Raw genomic sequence first — 18,415 nt, forward strand, 5'->3', positions numbered from 1 at the left:
AATGAGATGTGGCCACACCCGACAAAGGATCGGGCGATGGCAACGGTTATGAACTTGCCCCACCAGCGGAAAGAAGGGCCGTTCGAAACGTATCCAGCTCTGAAGACCCCGCATTCTTACGTGTGAGAAACGAGGTTTGCGCTGAACCCGCAACAACCGTCTGGATCATGTCACGGGACACCTGCAGCTGCGACAGGATCGACGCTGGAACGACACCAACGGCGCCTCCTGCAAGGACACTCGCAACCACGGCGTGGTAAGATGACATCTCGATCGTCATGAACGGCGGAAGACGGCCAAGCCAATCCTCGGCCATGCGCCGATAGGTGCATCCGGCCTCAAGGGCCGCGAGTGTGCCAACGGTGATGTCCGCGGCATTACGAACTGGCGGATGATCCGGAGGAAGAATGATCAGAACCTCCTCGCTCCAGAGCGGCGCGAGCTCAAGCTGGCAAAAATCAACGTCGGCAAGCCAGGCGGCTGCATGCTTGCCGATCGGCAATGCGATCAAGGCACAGTCGAGTTCCTCTGCCAAAACGGCACGGGCGAGATCCCGCGTCGCACCCATTGTCAGCCGAAGAGAAATATGAGGAGCAACTGTTCCGAAGCGTGGCAGAATGTGCGGTAGCCGGCTTGCCGCCGTGCTCTCCATTGTACCGACACGCAAAGTCGCCGGCCGGCCGGAGGCCGACAACGAATGGCGCGCCTCGTCAGCCAATGCCGCCATTCGCTTCGCGTAAGACAAAAACAGCCGCCCTTCGCGGGTGAGGGTCATCTGCTTTCCATCCCGATTGAAGAGCAAGACACCGAGATCCTCCTCCAGCTGCTGGATTCGCGTCGTAACATTCGAAGCGACGCGCCCAAGCGCCGCGGCAGCGCGCGTCACGCTTCGATGTTCGGCGACGGACAGAAAGACACGGAGCGACGGAAAATCCACGTAAAGTCTCGATTTCAGAATATCGAGCCGATATTATTCTCATAAACAGAATACGATCAAGTCGCTGTAGAGAACGGATTTTTCAAAGTTTCAGCCGCTACTGAGAAGGAAATTGCGCAACTTGCCGAAATGCTCGCAGCTTGTGACGATGCCAGCCGCGGCGGTCGACCTCGCTTGGGCGCCGGTCGCGATGCATTTCGCGGTCAGCGGCACGCAAGGAACTCATTCGCCAGTGAGCGGATCCTGCATGCTCATTGGGCATTGAGCGCAATATATCGGCAGCGCCGGCATGACGCCCGTGAGCAGCGCACGGCAAACAAATGGCACGCCGCTTGCTTTGCCATGGGCGCGTTCTTTTTGAGAGGTACCGGTCGATGGTATTGCCTTTTGTTTTTCTGAGCATCGCAATCGGCTTCAGCGTGAGGGGATGCTTGCCGGCTTTCGCCGCGTATCCCGAGATGGCTCCACGGAAAATCACGCTCACTATGCTGGCGACAGCCATCTGCATCTCAGCCCTCGCTCTGGCCTTTTCCGGCCGCGGCGTCTTGCTGGGAGGCGCGATTTTGGCGTCCGGGCTCGCTGTTGCTTCGGTCGCAAGAACAATTCTTCGCCCGGCCACCATGGTCGCAATCGCGGCAACCTGCCTCGTTATTTATCTTTATCTGTCGCCTGCGCAGATCATATGAGAAAAACCGTAAAACGTCCTGAGGCGCGAAGCTTCAACCCAATCGTGATCCCCACGCGCGGGCCTGCGGTTTTGGAACTTTCGCCTTTCTGGGAGAGATCACGAGGCAAGTGGCCGATCCGGCAGGCTGAAGGCGAAGCCGGCGACAAGCCTCGCCGGCTTAAACGCGCTGTCCGAAGGGCGTCGCTTGCGCGCTAGGCTGCCTGCACCTTCTTGGCTGTTCTCGCCCAGGCCGGCAGCCAGTCACCGTGGGTGGAAAGAAGATCGTCGACGAGCGACCAGATCTGGTCGAGGTCGAGTTCAGCCGCCGTATGCGGATCCATCATCGCAGCGTGGTAGATGTGTTCGCGATCTTCCGTCATCAGTGCCTGGACGGTCAGCTCCTGAACATTGATGTTGGTGCGGATGAGCGCTGTCAGCTGCGGCGGCAGGTTGCCGATGAAGGTTGGCTGAATGCCCGAGGCGTCGACCAGGCAAGGCACTTCGGCGGCGCAGTTTGGCGGCAGCGAGGTGATGCAGCCGTTGTTGCGGACATTGCCGTAGACGACCGACGGTTCGCCAGTCCAGACGGAGTTGATGATGGAGGAAGCATATTCCTTCGATTGTTCGACCTCGATCTTCTCGGCCGAGCGGTAGGCTTCGGCCTGTCCTTTCCAACGTTCGATCTGCTCGATGCAGCGCTTCGGATATTCGTCGAGCGGAATGCCGAACTTCTCGATCAGGTCCTCTCGGCCCTCTTTGATGAAGTAGGGCGTGTATTCGGCAAAGTGCTCCGAGCTCTCGGTGACGAAATAGCCAAGGCGTGTCAGCATCTCGTAGCGCACCTTGTTGGGGCAGCGCGGGTTCCAGCCAGGCTTCGGGGCACGGCCTTCACGATAGGCGCGGACAAGATCGGGATAGAGATTCTTGTAGGAACCATCCGCTTGCCGGTGCTCGAACGTCAGATAGAAGGCCATATGGTTGATGCCGGCCGAGCGGTAGCGGATTTCCTCGTAAGGAATGTCAAGGTCATGGGCCAGCTCCATGGCCGTGCCCTGGACGGAGTGGCAGAGACCGACCTGCTTGATTGCCGGATATTTTTCCGCAATCGCCCAGGTGTTGATGGCCATCGGATTTACATATTGCAGCATGATCGCCTCCGGGCAGACGGCGAGCATGTCCTCGCATATCTTCCAAAGGTGCGGCACGGTTCTAAGCCCGCGCATGATGCCGCCAACGCCGAGTGTGTCGGCAATGGTCTGGCGCAGACCGTATTTCTTCGGCACTTCGAAATCGGTGACGGTACAGGGCTCATAGCCGCCGATCTGGAAGGCGACGACGACGAAGTCTGCGCCTGTCAGCGCCTTGCGCTGATCGGAGTAAGTTTCAGCCTTGGCCTTTGCGCCCAGCGTCGAAATCAGCTTGTTGACAACGACGGCGCTTTCTTCGAGACGCTGCGGATTGATGTCCATCAGCGCGATCGTGGCGCCCGACAGCGCCGGACGCTGCAAGACATCGCCGACGATGTTCTTCATGAAGACGGTGGAGCCCGCTCCGATAAACGTGATCTTGGGATTTCGTGCCATTATAACCTCCGGCATTCGGCAATCATGCTACCTCGAAAGCGGCTTTCACCAGCCGTTCCGTGTAGGCGGTCTTGGGATTGGATAGAACTTCGTTGACGGACCCCTCTTCCATGATGCGGCCATGCTGCATGACGATCACCCGGTGGCACAGCGCCCGCACGACCTTGAGATCGTGCGAGATGAAGAGGTAGCTCAGGCCCCGCTCGTCCTGCAGCCTGCGCAAGAGCTCGATGATCTGCGCCTGGACGGAAAGATCGAGCGCCGACGTCGGCTCATCGAGCAAGATAAATTCAGGTTCGAGGGCGATAGCGCGGGCGATGGCGATGCGCTGGCGCTGGCCGCCGGAGAATTCATGCGGGAAGCGAGAGAGAATATGGCCCGGCATGCCGGCCGCAATCAACGCCTCGCGCACCCGGTGCATGCGCTCGGCTTTAGTCGCACCTAGCCTGTTGACGACCAGCCCCTCCTCGATGATCTGGCCGATTGTCATGCGCGGATTGAGCGACGAGAACGGATCCTGGAAGACGATCTGCATGCGCGATCGTAGCGGCCTCATCTCAGCGCGCGAGCGGCCGTGGATGGGCTGGCGATCGAAATAGATCTCCCCGCCGTCCGGATCGTTCAACCGGACCAGCGCCTGACCGAAGGTCGTTTTGCCGGAACCGGATTCGCCGACGAGACCAAGCGTCTCATGACGGCGAAGCGTGAGACTCAGGCTGTCGACAGCGACAAGTTCCTTCATTTCCGGCTTGAAGAACGTGCCGTGGCGCAGCATGAAGGAAACGCGCACCCCTCTGGCATCAAGAATGATCTCGGAATTTTCCGGCAATGGTTTGGCCTGACCGCGTGGCTCGGAGCCGAGCAGATGCTTCGTGTAAGGGTGCTGAGGATTGGCAAAGAGCCTTTCGGTCGTGTTGTGCTCCCGCATCTCGCCATGCTGCATCACATAGACATAGTCCGAGAACTGCCGGACGACCGTGAGGTCGTGGGTGATCAGGATCACCGCCATGCGCAGTTCCTTCTGCAGGTTGCGGATAAGGTTCAGGATCTGTGCCTGCACGGTGACGTCAAGCGCTGTCGTCGGCTCGTCGGCGATCAGGACGTCCGGATCGTTGGCGAGCGCCATGGCAATCATCACGCGCTGGCGCTGGCCGCCTGACAGCTGATGCGGATATTGCTTCAGCCGGGCTTCGGGATCGGGAATTTGCACATGCTTCAAAAGCTCCAGCGCCCGCGCTTCCGCCTGCCGGCGGCCGAACTTCTGGTGTACACGGATTGCCTCGACGATCTGACTGCCGACCGTATAGATCGGGTTAAGCGAGCTCATCGGCTCTTGGAAAATCATCGAGATGCGGTTACCGCGCAACTTGCGCCGGGCGCTTTCGGAAAATTTCAGGATATTGGCGCCATCATAGTCGATGGCCGATTTCGGCGAGACAACGGCGCGCTTCGAAAGAAGCCCCATCACCGTGCGCGCGGTTACCGATTTTCCGGATCCGGACTCACCGACGATCGCGATCGTCTCTCCGCGATAGAGCTGAAACGAGATATCCTTGACCGCCTCGACGAAACCGTCTTCGACCTTGAAGTTCACCGCGACATTGCGCGCGTCGATGATTGGACTTTCCTTGCGGCCATCGTGATCATGGCGAACGGGCGGCGCAAAGGAATTGACGAGAGAAAGGGCCATCTTCACCACCTCAATAAGGATCGACTGCGTCGCGCAGGCCATCGCCCAGCGCATTGAAGGCAAAGACGGTCACAAGCACAAAGCCGACAGGGGCAAGGATCCAAGGGTAGGTGCCGATGACGGAGTAATTCGCCGTATCCTGCAGCATGAGACCCCACGAGATCAGTGGCGGCTTCACCGCAAAGCCTAAGAAACCGAGGAAGGATTCGAGCAGCACGACGCTCGGGATGTGCAGTGTCACCGATACGATCACGTGGCTCATCACGTTCGGAAAGATGTGCTGGAAGATGATGCGCCGGTCAGTCGCGCCGACGGCCATCGCCGCCCGCACATAGTCGATGCGCGCCAATGCCAGCGTCTTGCCGCGAACCTCCCGCGACATCTGCGCCCAGCCGAGTGCCGACATGACGACGATGACGAAGGCAAGGAAGACGTTAGTCGGAGCCGTCACCGGGATAAGCGACGTCAGCGCCAGATAAAGCGGCAGTTGAGGAAATGCGAGAACCAGTTCGACGAAGCGCTGAACCCAGACGTCGAATGTGCCGCCGAAGTAACCGGAGACCATACCGACGGTCGTGCCGACGAGCGTGACGATAAAGACGACGGTGAGAGCGATCACCAGCGAAATGCGCGAGCCGATGATCGCGCGCGAAAGCACGTCGCGTCCAAATTTGTCGGTGCCGAGAAAATGCACCGGCTGGCCATCTGTCGAACCGAAGAAATGCCGGTTCGCCGGGATGAGGCCGAAAAGCTTGTAGCCCGCCCCTTTCACGAAGAAGCCGAGGTAGCGGGGATTGTCATAATCCGGACCGACGATCGGCTGGAAGGTGACGGGGTCGAGTTCTTCGGAATCGGCGAGCGCATAGACGCGCGGCTGAAAGACGAAGTTGCCATCCTTGTCGTGGAAGCTGATGGCCTGCGGCGGCGCGAAGCCGACATCGGTTGCCTTCGGATCCATCGGCGCGAAGAAATCCGCAAAGACGGCCATGATGATCAGCAGCCCGACGAGGATGAGGCCTATCATGCCTGTCCAGGAGCGCTTCAGACGGCGCCACACGAGCGCGATGTAGCTTTCGTTGCCGTGCGGCGGCTTCTTGATGGCTTCTTCGTGCGGTGGTGGCAGGGAGGAGTCGAAGGCGAACATATCAGGCTCCTACAGACTGACGGACACGCGGGTCGAGCAGGGCAAGCAGCATATCGGCGATGATGTTGCCGACAATCAGTGTTGCCGACAGCACCATCATGAAGGTCGCGGTAACATAGACATCGCCAATCGCCATGGAGCCGACGATGGCAGGACCGACGGTCGGCAGGGCGAAAATGATCGCCGTCTCGATTTCTCCCGTCAGCATGTAGGGAAGCACGACGCCCTGGTACATGACGAGTGGATGCAGCGCGTTGGGCACCGCATGGCGCATGACGACCGCGCTGCCGGTCAACCCTTTCGCCTTGGCCGTTTCGACGTATTGCGCGTTCAGCGTATCAAGGAGATTGCCGCGCATGACGCGCATATTGTAGGCGAGTCCCCCGAATGTGGCGATCGCAACGACTGGCCAGACATGACTGACCAGATCGACGAACTTCGCCCACGACCATGGCGCGCCGCCATATTGCGGCGAAAAGAAGCTGCCGATCTCGGAAATGTTGAACTGGAAAACCAGCAGGTAGACGATGATCAGCGCCATCAAGAAGCGCGGCACCGTCATGCCGAGAAATGAAATGCCGGAAAGAAGGCTGTCGATCCAGGAATATTGGCGTGTCGCCGCCCAGATGCCGAAACTGATGCCGAGCACGGAGGCAAAGAGATGGCACACGAGGGCCAAGAGCAGCGTGCGCGGCAGGCGCTCTCCGACGACGTCGGCAACCGGCTTGTTATAGTACATGCTGTAGCCGAAATCGCCGCGGGTGACGATACCGCCGATCCAGTTGAAGTATTGGATGACCATCGGTTGATCAAGGCCGTGCTCGACGCGGTAGGCCTGGGCCTGGGCCTCCGCCTGCGCATAGGAGGCTCCGCTCTGGTTGATGAGCTGGGAGCGAATGTAATCGGAGTAATCGCCAGGCGGTGCCTGAATGATCGCGAAGGTCACCACGCTGAGGATGAGGAGCACAGGGATCGCTGAGGCTATGCGCACGAGCAGGAATCGTAACATCGGACGGTTCGCTTCTCCTTGCCGCCAGTCGCTCTTCGGCAGCGCGGCCGGCTTGTTGGTTATGACCGGCCGCGCGCCACGCGCGGCCGGAAGCTCACTTTCATTTGGGAGGGAGCTCTAGTTCAGCGGACCCTTTTCTCCCGGCTTGCCGGGAAGTTGCTCGGGGAAAAGTTCATATTTCTGCTGCTTGTCGGCAGCCACCCACAGGCGTTCGCGGATGACGGAATCTTCAGCCCAGTTGAACATGAAGATCGGTGTGCCCTGCGGGATGTTCGAGAAGCGCTTGTTGATGATCAGTGCCCCCGGATATTCCGTGAGGCCGACGGTGTTCACGTGCTCCGTCGAAAGCTTCTGATACTCTTTCATCAGCCTGACCCGCTCGTCATTGTCCTGGCTTGTCCTGAATTTGTTGACGATATCGACAAGCTCTTTCTCGAAGGGCATCAGGTCGAGCTGGTCGTCCTTGCCGGCACGGTGATGCCAGCTGGTGCGCGGGCCGACAGGCGCGAGTTGCTCTGTATTTTGCACGACCGAAGCCAGTTCCGTGGTGTTGCGCTGGATCAGCCAGTCGAAGCGGCCGGCATAGTGCGCATCATCGCGCTTCGGTCCGTCGAGCGCATTGATAATGATCTTGAGGCCCAGCTTCTCCATCTGGCCGACGACGCCTTCTGCGAGGCTCTTGTCGGTGGCATAGTCGTTGTTGACGAGCACCACGATTTCGACGTTCTTTCCGCCCGCCTGCCCGGCGGGGAAGTTCACGAAGCCGTCACCATCCGTATCCTTCAGGCCCGCCTTGGCAAGTCCGGCCTTCGCGCCCTCAAGGTCGTATGGATAGTAGAGCGTCGATTGCCGATCGTAGAAACTCGTGCCGGAGGACAAGCCGCCGGCGTAGATGGCCGTGAAAGGTCCCTTGACGAGCGAATCGCCGATGGCTTTGCGGTCGAACGCCATCGTGACAGCCTTGCGGAAATCCTCGTTGCGGTTCAGCTCGCGGATCGCCTGACCACGCCCATCCGGATCGCCCCAACCGTTCGCCGAGAAATTCATGCGCAGGTTATAGCCAATCAACCGGGGGCCGAAGGCGAGACGGGCGGGTGCCGTTTTTTCGGCAGCACGTTTCAGCGAAGCAACGAAATTCTCAGGCTGTTCGAGGTTCGAGAAGTCGCCCGAGCCCGCGACCGCCTGAACGTCACGGTCCGCCCAGGTCGAAAGCTTGTAATGCAGCTCGTTGAGATAGGGGAGTTGGTTGCCCTTTTCGTCAACCTTCCAATAATAGGGATTGCGGCGTAGGACGATGATGTCGTCCGGGCGGTATTCGACAGGCACCCAGGCGCCCATCACCGGCATATTCATATATTCTGGCGGGAACGCATTCTTGAACTGGTCGTACGTGTTCTTCGAATATTTGGGATGCTGCGGCTTCAGGAGATGCGATGGACCCGGGCAGAAGTTGGGATAGGCCATCGTGTAGAGATATTGTTTCGGGAAGGCCTCCTTGAAGGTCCATTCGACGGTATAATCATCGATCTTCTTCAGGGTCGTGCCGGTGCCGAAGGCTTCCGGCGATGCGCCCCCGCCGAGAGGCGAGACGTTCGGGTCGATAACCTCGTCTTCCCAGTAGAACATGATGTCATCGGCGTTGAAGGGGGCACCGTCTGACCACTTCGCACCTTCGATCAGATGCATCGTCAGCTTGTGGCCGTCCTCGGACCACTCCCAGCTCTTGGCAAGGTTCGGAAGCGGCTCGGTATCCTTGGCCTCCACCTGGAAAAGCGGTGCGGTGCGCGTCAGGCATTCCGAAAGGCCGATATCGATACCGCCCCAGCCCTGCGTCTGGCCCGCGCCGTAGTTCCACCCTTCCGGCCGCCCGCCGATGACATGGCGCATCGTATCGCCGTAGGCGCCGATGCCATCGGGCATGTTTTCGGTCTTGAAGACCAGCGGCTCCTTTGGAAGCCGATCCTTGACCGGCGGAAGCTTGCCGGTATCGACAAAATTCTTCTTCACCCAGTCGGGTTCGTTATATTCCGGCAACGCCTTGAACTCCAAAATGGAGTCGCGTGCAACGTATTTGATCTTGCCTTCAGCCGGAAACGGCGCCGGCTCCGGCGGAATGGTCGGTTCGGATGCATAGGCATTCAAGGCCGCGGCCGAGACGCTCAGCGTCAGTCCGGCGAGAATGCCAATTTTGCGAAAATGTCTCATCGTCTCTCCCTCTTGTTCGGAGCGCTTGCGCTCTCCGGTTCTCCTCTAGCGGCGTGAAATCAGGTCTGAGGCGACGGCTTTTCCTCCCGGAAAACCGCCGCAACCCGCCTCCACGAAGTTCAAACGGCCTGTTTCAAGGCCGCCTTTTCGGCGCGCAGCTCCTCGATCGAGCGCACGCTGCGGCGTGCAGCGCCGGCCCAATCACGCGTCTTCACGCTCGATTTCGACAGACGCTCCTGCGCAGCCGGCACGGCGTCGGCATATTGCGGCAGCCAGCTGGCCTGAGCCACGACCATTTCATCGACCATCTGCCAGACCTCTTCGGGCGTCGAGACGGCACCGACCAAGGGGTCGTGCAGCACCGCAAGCTTCAAAAGTTCGATATCGCCGCTGAGCGCCGCATGGACGGACATGCGCTGAACGTTGATCGACGAGATGCACGTTGCCGCACAGGCTTCCGGAAGGGTGATTCCGGAGACCATGTTGATGCCGAAGCGATCGACGAAACCGGGCGACTCGATGACGGCGTCGGCCGGCAAGTTGGTAATGATGCCATTGTTCTTGACGTTGAAGTGGCCGCGATAGACCCGATTGGTCTCCAACGCCTCAAGGATATGGCTTGCATGCTCGTTGGAGCGCCTGGACGGATCAATTGGCTTCGACGCCGATTCAAGAAACTGCGGGAACTCCGTCTCGAACCAGTTGCGCGTTTCCGTCGAGTGACGGAGGTAGCCGCCGGTCTCACCGTGGATCCAGTCGGACATGTCGATCCACTTGGTGATTTCCTCCGGACGCTTGCGATACCACGGCAGATATTCGGAAAGGTGCCCGTTGCTTTCCGTCGAATAGACGCCGAAGCGCTTCAAGACATCGATGCGCAGCTTCTCCTGCTGCGAATAGACCGGATGCGCTTCGAAGGCCGCAAAAAGCTCGTCCTTGCCGATCTTGCGGCCGTTGAGACGCAGGTCAATGAACCAGGTCTGATGATTGATGCCGGAGCAGACGTAATCGAGATCGGAAAGCGACCTTGCGCCGAGAACCTCGGCAATCTGTTCGGCCCCATGCTGCACGCCGTGGCACAGACCGACGGTATCGACCTTGCCATATTCGATCGCGGCCCACGTATTCATCGCCATCGGGTTTGCATAATTCAGGAATTTTGCCCCGGGTTCAGCGACTTCGCGGATGTCCCTGCAAAAATCGAGAATGACGGGAATGTTGCGCTGCCCATAAAGGATGCCACCGGCGCAGATCGTATCGCCGACGCATTGGTCGATTCCATATTTCAGCGGAATACGGATATCGTCGGCATAGGCTTCGAGACCCCCGACGCGCACGCAGCTGATGATGTAGCGAGCGCCTTCGAGCGCCTTGCGGCGGTCGGTCGTTGCCGTGACCCTGGTCGGCAGCTTGTTCGATTGAACGATCTTGTCGAGGATCGCCTTGATCATCTGAAGGTTATGTTCGCTGAGATCCGTCAGCGCGAATTCGACATCCTTGAACTCGGGAACGCACAAGATGTCCGTAAACAGCTTCTTGGTGAAGCCGACGCTGCCTGCCCCGATGATAGCGATTTTGAAACTCATAATCTTCACCTCAATCTGATCAGATGCTAGGTAAAAGGCGGCCAGGAGAGGAAAGACCACATGGCGGCGCATGCAGTCCAAAAAATCATAAATAACGCCTATATTTCCTCCCGGCCGTTCTCTCGACCGCGATCTCTTCCTCTTATGAAGGGGGATTATGCGGATATTCGCGGAGGTGGCCAGAGAAGGATTATGCTTTCGAGGGTAATTTTGTGCTGCGGGATTTGATCGCCAACGGCAAGTCCATGAGGACAATCTCTCTGCCGCGCGGGCGCCAGCGCCTGCACGCCATGCCGACGAGTGCTGGCTATGAGGTGCGGGAAAATGAAGTCTACGACTGGGACGGCAGGCGGCGCGGCCAGACTCCCTTTACCGTTCTGCAGCACACAATCAGCGGCACGGGCCGCCTGCGCTACCAGAACCGCAATTACAGGCTCCAAAGCGGCGATACGCTTTTGGTTCTCGTGCCGCACAATCACCGCTACTGGCTCGAAAAGGGCGACCGTTGGGAATATTTCTGGATATCGATGCACGGCGAGGAGACGCTGAGAATCCACAAGATGGTACTTGGGCTTGCCGGTCCGGTTCTAAGGCTCAAGCCATCGACCATTGATCATCTCGCCGATTGCGGCCTTCGCCTTGTCAAGGGTGCTTCAACGCCCGGAGCAGCGTCGGCAATCGCTTATGAAGCGGCCATGGCGCTTTATGACGACGTCTTCGGTTCTCCCGCTTTTGCGGCAGACCTCAGCGCCATGCAGCCGGTGATCGATCATATCCACGCCAATCTCGACCAGCCATTGCCGGTGAGCGAACTTGCGGGCATCGTCGGTCTCAGCCGCGCGCATTTTTCCCGCAGTTTTGCCGAAAGCGAAGGCATGCCGCCTGCCGAATATGTGCTGCAACAAAGGCTGCAGCGTGCAGCAAAACTTTTGACGAAGGCCGACTTCCTGCCGGTCAAGGAAGTCTCGATCATGTGCGGCTTCGAAGATTCCAACTATTTTTCCAAGGTCTTCCGCCGCGTTTACGGCATCACGCCCACAGAGTTTCGAACCACCGGCATGTATGCAAGCATCGGCAACGCCAGACATCGATCGGCATGATCAGGCCCCGGCTGACATCTCAGCGCGTCGCCGCCGGAAATGACACAGGGAAATTTCCGTATTGCCTGCTTGCTCGTAAAGACATTGGAGCCAGAGCCTTTTTTAATCCGGAGGACCCGACAGAAGCGATATTTTTTGACCAATGTTCCAGCCCGAGCCAACCTTGACACCAAATGAATGTGACTTAATCTATTTCGCGGATCAGAGCGTTGTTGGAGGCAGCGGCTCAAATCAGATCCTGACCCGGGAGGAGACACTCGTGAGGAATACAGCACTCATTCTTGCACTGGCGGCGACGACTTTCTTAGCCGCGCCGCATGACAGCCCGGCACAAGAGGCCATCACGGGCGACATCGTCGGAAAGCCCGACGCACCCAACAAGCTGGTTTTCCGGATGACCACGGATGGTCCGCGCAACAACGAGCCGGCTTACGCACAAGGCTACAGCAAGCTGTTCGACGACTTCATCGGCAAGCATTCCGACTGGCAGATCGAGTTGCAGATGATGTCGGGGGATATCGGACAGGAACAAGCGCGCATGCTCGAGCAGGCCAAATCGGGATCGGCCCCCGATTGTGCAGCCGTCGATTCCTTCGTGTTGCCGCTCTTCAAGAAAGCCGGCGTCTTGCAGTCCTTCTCACCTTACTTCACCAAAGAGGAAATTGACCAGCTCTTTCCCTTCATCCGCGAGGGAATAACTGGGTCGGACGGCAACATCTACGCATGGTGGTGGTCGACGGACCTTCGCGTCCTTTACCGCAACAAGGAAATTGTTCCTGATGCGCCACAGACCTGGGACGACTTGAAGAAGGCAGCCCTTTCCTCGGTCGAACAGGGAATGGAAGGCGTTCTGTTCAACGGCGGCCGCTATGAAGGAACAACATTCGACTGGCTCGCCAATTTCTGGGCCCAAGGCGGCAAATTGGTGGATGACAATGGCAAGCCGATCTTTGGCGAGGGAGAAAACCGCGACAAATTCATCAAAGCCGTCAACTATTACCGCGATCTCGTTGAGTCCGGAGCCGCTCCGAAACGTGTGGCGACCATTGGCAACTATGACGACTTCAATGCAGCGGCTGCGGCCGGCACGACGGCGCTGTTCGTCGGCGGCAACTGGCAATACGCACAGCTCAAAGCAGCGCTTGATGCTGACGAATTCGCCAAATGGACTTTCTCCCCGCTTCCTGGCCCGGCATCGGACCAGCGCTCAACGGGCACCGGCGGCTGGACGGTGGCGGCTTTCAGCAAGGACACTGAAAAGGTGAAGCTGTGCGCAGAACTTGCCCGCGACATCTATATGGGACCTGCCAACGCGCTGCAGGAACAGCTTCCGACCCGCGCCGATCTCTATGACAAATACGAAGTGTTTTCCTCAGACGCCAACAAGACCTTTGCGGCAGCGCTGAAGTTCGGGCAGGCAAGGCCCGGCGCACCCGTCTATCCTGAAATCTCAAATCAGATTCAGATCATGATGGGCAAGGTCCTGACGGGCGTCCAGCCGACCGAGGCCGCCGTCGACGAGGCATTCGGCGCTTCTCTTAGCGCCTTCAAACGCAGCTGAACACCATCTGGCGGCGCGGGCCGAAAACGCCTCGTGCCGCCAGGAAGCCTGTGCAACCGCTGCCTAACGATGAAATGGCCGGATCGGACCGATGATGGATGCAAGCATTGCCGCCAGGGGCCCCCAGAGGATCGGCAGGAGAGCCGCCGGACGGCATAGTCCCTCCCCGCTGCCTTGGCTTATACCGCTCATTCTTGTCCTTGGCGTCTTTTATCTTTACCCCTTGCTGGACGTCTTTCGCTTTGCGTTCACCAACGTCTCGCTGCTTGGCACGGACGAAGAATATACGCTGCAGACGATCGTCACCACATTGTCAAAACCCGAGCTCTTGCAAATCCTGTGGGTGACATTCGTCTTCACGGCGTCAAGCGTCGTCGTGCAGCAATTCTTCGGGCTTTTCATCGCCTTGCTTGTTTTGCACAGCGAAAAGCGCCGGCTCTTCGGCTCGACGATCGTGCGAACAACAGCCCTTGTCGCCTGGGTTGTTCCGGGCATCGCCGGCGGCATCATCTGGAAAATGCTTTTCAACGAAGCGCCGTTTGGCGGATTGAACAGTCTCTTGCGCCTGATCGGTGTTCCGGCTGTGCAGTGGTTGTCGGATCCGCACATGGTCATGTGGTCGGTCGTGATTTCCAATGTCTGGCGCGGCACGGCGTTCTCGATGGTTGTGATGTATGCGGCGAGCAAGGCCATCGATCCTGTTCTTTACGAGGCTGCCGAAGTTGACGGCGCAAATCCGTGGCAACGGCTGATCTATATCACTCTACCCCAGCTGCGGACCGCTATCCTCGTCAACATGATCCTCATCACGATCCAGACCCTGAACACGTTTGACGCAATCATTTCGCTCACCGGCGGCGGCCCCGGCCGCGCGACCGAGGTTCTCTCGCTATACACCTTCAACGTCGTGTTCCGAAATTACGACCTTGCGGCCGGCGCGGTCTTATCGATCCTGATGCTTACAATCAGCCTTGGCCTTGCACTCGTCTATGCTCGTTTTCTGCCAAGAGGAGAACCGAATTGAGGCCTCTCAGACAAGATCGCATTGGCGATGCGCTAAGCTATCTGTTCCTTGCCATAACGTTTCTTTTCTTCGCCTGGCCGTTGCTTTGGCTGCTGTCGCTTGCGCTAAGAACGCGCAAGGAAATCTTTCTGGGCGTGAGCCGTCTCATCCCCAAAGCGCCAACTTTGGAAAATTTCGCCGCCATCTTATCCTCCGACAAGTTCGCAGGATATCTTTGGAATGCGTTGATCCTGTCCTCGTGCAGCGCAATCGGCTGCCTGATCGTGGCGCTGCCTGCAGCTTATGCCTTCTCCCGATTTCCGTTTCGCGGCAAGGGAGCTTGGATGATGGTCCTGCTTGCCTTTCAGATGATTTCACCGCTTGTTATCATGGTGCCGCTCTACCGTTACATGGCAGCAATTCACCTTACCGACAGCCATTTCGGTGCAACAATGGTCTATATTGCACTCGCGGTACCAATGGTGACGTGGATATTGAAGGGCTCAATCGACGGCATTCCGAAAAGCCTCGACGAAGCTGCAGTCATTGACGGCTGCGGTCATTTTAGCGTCTTTTGGCGCATCATCCTTCCCTTGTCGGCACCAGGCATCGCCTCAGCCTTCATCATCTCGGTCATCGCCGGCTGGTCGCAGTTTCTCGTCCCATTTCTTCTCATCAGCAAGGAATCGCTCATGCCCATTGGCGTGGGGATATTCCAGTATGCCGGAACACAAAACGACTCCTCCCTCCAGTTGCTGGCAGCGGCCTGCCTTGTATCGGTCGTTCCAGCCATTGTTGCCTTTCTCGCCCTCCAGCGGCTCATCCTCGGCGCCATGACGGAGGGCGCCGTCAAGGGCTGACATTGCATTCACATCTCAGGATCTCATCATGACGCTTACTCTGACCCAACGCCTCGACCGCATTCGCGTCCGTATCGCAGAGCTGGAACATTGGCGTTCGCGCGAAACAATTGAGATAGACAGCTGGACCTTTGAAGGAGAGCCAATCGCATTGGGCGACTCATGGCCACGCAAAGACGGCACGGTGCGCTTTTCCGGCGCAATCACCTTGCCCGGCCATTGGCCCCTTGACGACGCTCGGCTCGTGCTTGACCTTGGCGGCGAAAGCCTGATCACGATCGCCGACGAGACGGGCAATGAGACACGGCTCGGCCTCGATCCCTATCACCGGGAATTCCTTGTCCCTTCGCGCAGCATCCGCATCTCTTCCGAAACTGTCGCGCGCCTGCCCTTTGGAGAACCTGTGCGGCACCCGAGGTTGGAACGTGGTGCAGTCATCTGGCTAGACACTGCCGTTGACAGGCTCTGGCTGCTCTTGCGGCAGATCACGGAGGCGGCCGAAATCCTCGACGGTCACGAGGTCATTCCGCATCTCCTGGATGTCGCCGAACACGCCATGCGCGGCCTCGACTGGCCGTCGGCTACCGCAGCCTATGTCGCGCGTACGGCGCCCTCGCCGGTCCAGCAGAAGATCTGGCAGTTGCCGCCACTTGAGGTTTCACCTGAAGGTCTTAACCAGAGCCAGCGGGCCAGTGTGCTCGAAGCCTACGAAGCACTTGTTGTACAGCTTAAGCAACTGCGCGAGCGTTTTCCGCCGCAAGGCGAGATCGCACTGACCGGGCATGCGCATATCGATCTTGCATGGCTTTGGCCCTACAGCGAAACCCGGCGGAAGATGCGCCGTACATTCCACACGGCGTTGTCGCTCATGGAGCAATCGTCCGATTTCCGCTTTAATCAGTCCACAGCCCACTACTATGCGCAGATTGCCGAAGACGATCCAGGCTTGCTGGCGCGCATCATCGAACGGGCAAAGGCAGGCCAATGGGAAACGCTTGGTGGCATGTGGGTCGAACCCGACACCAACATGCCGACCGGCGAGAGCCTCAGCAGGCAGATCCTTTATGGCCAGCGCTATTTCGAAAAGACCTTCGGGGTTCGCCATACCGTCTGCTGGCTGCCCGATTGCTTTGGTTTTTCCGGCGCCCTGCCCCAGCTTCTGCGTCAGGGCGGCATGAACAGCTTCTTCACAATTAAGGTCAACTGGTCGGAAACCAATCAGTTCCCGGCCGACCTCTTCTGGTGGGAAGGGCTCGATGGCAGCAGGGTCCTTGCCCACACATTCGACAATCCGATGCAGGGCTACAATGGCTTCGTGCGCCCGGATTGTTTCGTTCCGACCTGGAAGAACTTCCGCCAGAAGGACAAGCACGAAACCACGCTGCTTGCCGTGGGCTACGGCGATGGCGGCGGCGGCGTGACGCCGGAAATGATTATGCGAGAAGAGCAGCTGCGCTTCTTCCCGGCTTTGCCGCAAGCACGCTGGACACGGGTCCACGACTTCTTCAAGAATGCGCATGACACGGCAGCCAAGAAGGACCTGACGGTCTGGCAAGGGGAGATCTATCTCGAACTGCACCGCGCAACGCTCACAAGTCAGAGTGCCGTCAAGCGGCTGCACCGAAAAGCAGAGCGCAGTCTGGTTACCGCCGAGACGCTGGCCGGCCTTGCTTATCTCCTGGGGGGCGAGCAGCCGGCATCGATGGAGCGCTCATGGCGTGTCGTCTTAAAGAACGAGTTTCATGACATCCTGCCCGGCTCCTCGATTGCCGAGGTCTATGTCGATGCCGCCAACGAACTCGACGCAGTCGTGGCAGAGGCTCGCTCAACTCAAATGGCGGCGATGAAATCGATAGCGGCGCAACTGCCGGTTGGAGAAGGCAACAATGTTCTGGTGGTCAATCCGTCGCTTTCCGAGCGTCCCATCCGCTTGACGCTATCGGACGGCAGCACGATCTCGGCCGATGGACAGATCGCGCCGCTTGGGCTTGCTGTTCTGGCGAGCAAAGCACTCCAGCCAAAGACCGGCCTTTCGGCCGGGCGCGACTATCTGGAAAACGCTGTCCTGAAAGTGAGGCTTGCCAACGACGGCTCGATCGCCAGCATTTTGCACAAGCCAACAGGACGTGAGGCGCTTGAGGGCTGCGGCAATCGCCTTTTCGTCTATCCCGCCGACAAGCCGCGCAATTGGGACGCCTGGGATGTCGAAGAAGACTACGTGGCTCGTGGCGAAGAGATCACTCATCTCGACAGCCTTGAACTGATTGAGAACGGCCCCCACCGGGCGGCGATCAAGATCGTTCGAACCTGGCGCCACTCGCGCATTACGCAGGTTCTGTCGCTCGGTGCCAACGCGCGGCGGCTGGACATACAGACAGAACTCGACTGGCATGACCGGCGTGTCTTCCTTCGCACGCTGACGGGCGTTGCCGTGCGTCACGCGAGGGCAACCTGCGAATGCGCCTACGGGGTCGTGGAACGTCCGACCCATTCGAACACGTCCTGGGACGCTGCGATGTTCGAAGCGCCTGCCCACCGCTTTGCCGATCTTTCGGAGCCCGGCTTTGGCGTTGCCATCCTCAATGACGCAAAGTATGGCCACAGCGTGCGTGGCAATGTCCTGGGCCTCTCCCTCCTGCGCGCGCCGGTCTATCCCGATCCGCTTGCCGACGAAGGCATCCAGACTTTTACCTATTCACTGATGCCACATGAGGGCTCGTGGTACGAAGGGGGTGTGAGGGAGGAGGCCGAAGATCTAAACCAACCTCTGTTGGCCGTCGCCGTCGCAGATCGCGCAACGGGCAGATGGCAGCCGCTCGCCGCGGTCGGGATTGATGCGGCACTTTCCGCTGTCAAGCCCTCGGAGGACGGCGATGGCCTCATCGTGCGCGTGTACGAGCCTGCCGGGCGGCGCGGGAACTTTGAATTGCGCCTTCCGCCGCGTTGGCAGAACATGGGCGTCGTCAGTATCCTCGAAGAGCCGATGGAGAAGGTGCCGAATGCCGGTTTGCGCCCCTTTGAGGTCAAGAGCTGGCGAATAGCCAGGACGTGATCCGATACGGCTCGATGC

At 58.8% G+C, this 18,415-nt stretch carries 13 protein-coding genes; 5 read left to right on the forward strand and 8 right to left on the reverse strand.

What is annotated here, in order from left to right:
• Nucleotides 1-46: 46 nt before the first annotated feature.
• From A3C3_RS0121885 to melA (A3C3_RS0121925), 8 genes are all read right to left on the reverse strand, one after another.
• Nucleotides 47-937, reverse strand: a complete 891-nt coding sequence (locus tag A3C3_RS0121885; RefSeq protein WP_022716725.1) for a LysR family transcriptional regulator — start codon at nt 935-937, stop codon at nt 47-49.
• Nucleotides 938-1,034: 97 nt separating this feature from the next.
• Entirely contained in the window at nt 1,035-1,439 is a 405-nt protein-coding gene (locus A3C3_RS45410; protein ID WP_145611730.1) for a hypothetical protein, read from the reverse strand.
• Nucleotides 1,440-1,816: 377 nt separating this feature from the next.
• Nucleotides 1,817-3,187, reverse strand: coding sequence for an alpha-glucosidase/alpha-galactosidase (gene melA, locus A3C3_RS0121900; RefSeq protein WP_022716728.1), 1,371 nt, complete (start codon nt 3,185-3,187; stop codon nt 1,817-1,819).
• A gap of 22 nt (nt 3,188-3,209) precedes the next feature.
• Nucleotides 3,210-4,877 (reverse strand): ABC transporter ATP-binding protein, encoded by a 1,668-nt coding sequence (locus tag A3C3_RS0121905; RefSeq protein WP_028739885.1) that lies wholly within the window; start codon nt 4,875-4,877, stop codon nt 3,210-3,212.
• Nucleotides 4,878-4,887: 10 nt separating this feature from the next.
• A complete protein-coding gene (locus A3C3_RS0121910; RefSeq protein WP_022716731.1) occupies nt 4,888-6,021 on the reverse strand; it encodes an ABC transporter permease in 1,134 nt (377 codons plus the stop codon).
• A 1-nt stretch (nt 6,022) separates the two neighbouring features.
• On the reverse strand, nt 6,023-7,030 hold the full coding sequence (locus A3C3_RS0121915) for an ABC transporter permease (protein ID WP_022716732.1): 1,008 nt from the start codon (nt 7,028-7,030) through the stop codon (nt 6,023-6,025).
• A gap of 117 nt (nt 7,031-7,147) precedes the next feature.
• The gene (locus A3C3_RS0121920; protein WP_022716733.1) at nt 7,148-9,235 is read right to left on the reverse strand and encodes an ABC transporter substrate-binding protein; all 2,088 of its coding nucleotides are present in this window, start codon (nt 9,233-9,235) and stop codon (nt 7,148-7,150) included.
• Between the two features lie 119 nt (nt 9,236-9,354).
• Entirely contained in the window at nt 9,355-10,821 is a 1,467-nt protein-coding gene (gene melA, locus A3C3_RS0121925) for an alpha-glucosidase/alpha-galactosidase (protein WP_028739886.1), read from the reverse strand.
• Nucleotides 10,822-11,033: 212 nt separating this feature from the next.
• Here melA (A3C3_RS0121925) and A3C3_RS0121930 point away from each other — a divergent pair, with 212 nt between their 5' ends.
• From A3C3_RS0121930 to A3C3_RS0121950, 5 genes are all read left to right on the forward strand, one after another.
• A complete protein-coding gene (locus tag A3C3_RS0121930) occupies nt 11,034-11,921 on the forward strand; it encodes an AraC family transcriptional regulator (RefSeq protein ID WP_022716735.1) in 888 nt (295 codons plus the stop codon).
• Between the two features lie 277 nt (nt 11,922-12,198).
• Nucleotides 12,199-13,482 (forward strand): extracellular solute-binding protein, encoded by a 1,284-nt coding sequence (locus A3C3_RS0121935; RefSeq protein WP_376774871.1) that lies wholly within the window; start codon nt 12,199-12,201, stop codon nt 13,480-13,482.
• Between the two features lie 91 nt (nt 13,483-13,573).
• The gene (locus A3C3_RS0121940; protein ID WP_022716737.1) at nt 13,574-14,506 is read left to right on the forward strand and encodes a carbohydrate ABC transporter permease; all 933 of its coding nucleotides are present in this window, start codon (nt 13,574-13,576) and stop codon (nt 14,504-14,506) included.
• The gene (locus A3C3_RS0121945; protein WP_022716738.1) at nt 14,503-15,345 is read left to right on the forward strand and encodes a carbohydrate ABC transporter permease; all 843 of its coding nucleotides are present in this window, start codon (nt 14,503-14,505) and stop codon (nt 15,343-15,345) included. The genes A3C3_RS0121940 and A3C3_RS0121945 overlap by 4 nt, the downstream gene beginning before the upstream one ends.
• A gap of 28 nt (nt 15,346-15,373) precedes the next feature.
• Nucleotides 15,374-18,397 carry an alpha-mannosidase gene (locus A3C3_RS0121950; RefSeq protein ID WP_022716739.1) on the forward strand — a complete coding sequence of 1,008 codons (3,024 nt, stop codon included), beginning with the start codon at nt 15,374-15,376 and terminating at the stop codon, nt 18,395-18,397.
• Nucleotides 18,398-18,415: the final 18 nt, after the last annotated feature.

Origin of the sequence: Rhizobium mongolense USDA 1844, from assembly GCF_000419765.1 — a bacterium.
Classification (GTDB): domain Bacteria; phylum Pseudomonadota; class Alphaproteobacteria; order Rhizobiales; family Rhizobiaceae; genus Rhizobium; species Rhizobium mongolense.

What these genes read in the sequence shown, in the direction of transcription:
- A3C3_RS45410 (WP_145611730.1), bottom strand. Translation starts at nt 1,439, where the DNA reads ATGGCTGTCGCCAGCATAGTGAGCGTGATTTTCCGTGGAGCCATCTCG.
- melA (WP_022716728.1), bottom strand. Translation starts at nt 3,187, where the DNA reads ATGGCACGAAATCCCAAGATCACGTTTATCGGAGCGGGCTCCACCGTC.
- A3C3_RS0121905 (WP_028739885.1), bottom strand. Translation starts at nt 4,877, where the DNA reads ATGGCCCTTTCTCTCGTCAATTCCTTTGCGCCGCCCGTTCGCCATGAT.
- A3C3_RS0121910 (WP_022716731.1), bottom strand. Translation starts at nt 6,021, where the DNA reads ATGTTCGCCTTCGACTCCTCCCTGCCACCACCGCACGAAGAAGCCATC.
- A3C3_RS0121915 (WP_022716732.1), bottom strand. Translation starts at nt 7,030, where the DNA reads ATGTTACGATTCCTGCTCGTGCGCATAGCCTCAGCGATCCCTGTGCTC.
- A3C3_RS0121920 (WP_022716733.1), bottom strand. Translation starts at nt 9,235, where the DNA reads ATGAGACATTTTCGCAAAATTGGCATTCTCGCCGGACTGACGCTGAGC.
- melA (WP_028739886.1), bottom strand. Translation starts at nt 10,821, where the DNA reads ATGAGTTTCAAAATCGCTATCATCGGGGCAGGCAGCGTCGGCTTCACC.
- A3C3_RS0121940 (WP_022716737.1), top strand. Translation starts at nt 13,574, where the DNA reads ATGATGGATGCAAGCATTGCCGCCAGGGGCCCCCAGAGGATCGGCAGG.
- A3C3_RS0121950 (WP_022716739.1), top strand. Translation starts at nt 15,374, where the DNA reads ATGACGCTTACTCTGACCCAACGCCTCGACCGCATTCGCGTCCGTATC.